At 46.8% G+C, this 2,518-nt stretch carries 3 protein-coding genes; all 3 read left to right on the forward strand.

The genetic code is table 11. The features are described 5' to 3' along the window. The first annotated feature begins 95 nt into the window (after window positions 1-95). Window positions 96-1,448 carry a DNA cytosine methyltransferase gene (locus tag AC4II3_RS30665; protein ID WP_488017243.1) on the forward strand — a complete coding sequence of 451 codons (1,353 nt, stop codon included), beginning with the start codon at window positions 96-98 and terminating at the stop codon, window positions 1,446-1,448. 196 nt (window positions 1,449-1,644) lie between these two features. After that, the gene (locus tag AC4II3_RS30670; RefSeq protein WP_488017241.1) at window positions 1,645-1,851 is read left to right on the forward strand and encodes a hypothetical protein; all 207 of its coding nucleotides are present in this window, start codon (window positions 1,645-1,647) and stop codon (window positions 1,849-1,851) included. A 466-nt stretch (window positions 1,852-2,317) separates the two neighbouring features. After that, window positions 2,318-2,518, forward strand: a 201-nt coding sequence (locus AC4II3_RS30675; protein WP_490723004.1) for a hypothetical protein, incomplete at its 3' end; no start/stop codon positions are given.

The following is a 2,518-nucleotide window of genomic DNA, read 5'->3' on the forward strand; positions in this document are numbered from 1 at the left end:
TGTTCCCTGTTCCCTGTTCCCTGTTCCCTGTTCCCTGTTCCCTGTTCCCTGTTCCGAAGCGTGCAGCGCAATAAAATTAGATTACCATAAACGGCATGGCAAATTTCCCTCATCGACCCTTAGCCGTTGATTTATTTGCTGGTGCTGGTGGTTTCTCCCTAGGGATTGAGCAGGCGGGGTTTGATGTTGCCCTCGCCGTTGAACAAGACCCAATTCATGGGGCAGTGTATGCCTTCAATTCCCCCCAAACCAAGGTTTTATGTACCGACGTTGCTACCCTGTCTGGTCAGGAAATTCAGAAAGCCCTGAGGGAGTGGGCAACTCAAAGGGGGCAAAACCAAGACTGTAGAGAGGTTTCATCGCAGGTTTCTACCATTGATCTAGTCATTGATCTAGTCATTGGTGGACCCCCTTGTCAGGGATTCTCCTTGATCGGTAAGCGTCAAGTAGATGATGCACGCAATAATTTAGTGTTTGAGTTCTGCCGTTTGGTCAAAGAACTCCAACCACGCTATTTTGTGATGGAGAATGTTCCAGGCTTAGCTCAGAACAAATACCAAGACCTGTTCGAGCAGCTAATCAGTGAGTTTAAAGCAGCTGGCTACAGGATAACTGAGCCAGTCAAGGTATTGAATGCAGCAGATTTTGGCGTGCCTCAAAAACGGCGGCGGTTGTTTTTACTGGGTTCTAGGCTTGGGGAGAAACCAGTGCTTTATCCTGACTCAGAACTAGGCTCTGACCAATGGGTAACTGTTAAGGATGCGATCGCAGACTTGCCTAACTTAGATGATTTTCCTGAACTCCAGAAAAGCGATTGTGTTGAACTAACACCAGAACAGCTAGACCTGCTCCAAGCGTTAGCCATGCCCTATGTAGAAAAGTTACGGGATGTAATCACCGATCCTGATAACTTTGCCTATCCCCGCCAGTGGAATCCTCAACTATTGACCAGTTCCCTGCAAACCCAGCACACAGAAGCCTCGATTGAGCGGTTTAGAAACACACCCATGGGGGAGGTAGAAACTACCAGTCGCTTACGACGCTTACACTGGGATAAACCATGCCATACCCTCAGAGCAGGTACTGGTTATAAAAACGGTCGCTATACCTCTCCTCGCCCCATTCATCCTGATTACCCACGGGTAATCTCCGTGCGAGAGGCCGCTAGACTGCACTCATTTCCAGATTGGTTTCGCTTCCACCAGACCAAATGGCATGGATTTCGACAGGTCGGTAATGCTGTACCACCACGATTAGGACGGGTTTTGGGTAAACAAATTATGACGGCCTTGGCCCTTGAACCATCAGTGCCAACCACAACTATCAAGCTCTCAGATACCAAACTGTTAACCTTTAAACAGTTTCAGGCATCCAAGTATTGGACTATATTAGTATTTATTCCTTTTCTAATCTGCTGCTTCCTTCCTCCTGTCGTTCTCTTCTCCTAGAATTAACATGCTGTATATCACCACCGTCAACGCTGATCGGCTACTAGTTTGCCATCGTTGTAACTCAGATCACAGGTTAACCGCGATCCCATCACAACACATCGTCAGATCGAATCACTGGTAGCTAGGACTCTCTCTCACAGAATATCTCTTCAAAATTGCCGATAGTTAAAATTACAGAGATTATGTGGACCCAATGAAACCCTCTCAAGTGATCTTCCCCAAATTCCCGGTGCAGCACATAGCTAAGCGTATTATTCATATGCGCCAAATTACCCGCATTGACCAACACCTCTTTATGTCAGCTTTACTAGCCAAGGCATCACTTTCACTAGAAGAGCAAATCCTAGTCCAAGAGATTCATGACGGTGTGAACCGTGGATTGATTCGAGTCGTGGAATAAACCATAGCACTTTTGATCATGATGGTCAAATCAATCAATTATAAGGGCGCTTCCCTTGCGCCCGGATCCTCTGCGCTCGTGAACCTGTGGTTGGCAGCAAGTGATATCATTTCCGGTTGAATACTTACACGCTTGGGTCGAATCGAAGGCAGAAAGCAGAAGTAAAGGAGTAAGGTTTAATCCCAGAAGGTTTTTGATCACTAATTATGGGGACATGATATCAAACAACCCCCAGCCTGGGATTATATCATCTCGGCATAATTACTCTTAATACAAATTTTTACGAGCACCCGAGCACCCTATCTTCCGCCACGCTATCACTACCTAGATCCAAAATAGATCAGCGTTTATCTGAGTTCTTGTTATTATTGTACTTTGTGAGTTGATAGTTGCATTGAACTCTGGCTGATCGTTTCTTGTCAGCCAGGTGCAACTTTTCTTGTTCCCAAGGCAGGTTACTGGCAAGATGCCAGTTCTACCGACTCCCAAGGCAGGTTACTGGCAAGATGCCAGTTCTACCGACTCCCAAGGCAGGATACTGGCAAGATGCCAGTTCTACCGACTCCCAAGGCAGGTTACTGGCAAGATGCCAGTTCTACCGACTCCCAAGGCAGGTTACTGGCAAGATGCCAGTTCTACCTATTCCCAAGCCAGGTTACTGGCAAGA

It is taken from the genome of Moorena sp. (assembly GCF_982860115.1).

Excerpts from the sequence above, each read along its gene's own strand:
- AC4II3_RS30665 (WP_488017243.1), top strand. The coding sequence starts at position 96 with ATGGCAAATTTCCCTCATCGACCCTTAGCCGTTGATTTATTTGCTGGT.
- AC4II3_RS30670 (WP_488017241.1), top strand. The coding sequence starts at position 1,645 with ATGAAACCCTCTCAAGTGATCTTCCCCAAATTCCCGGTGCAGCACATA.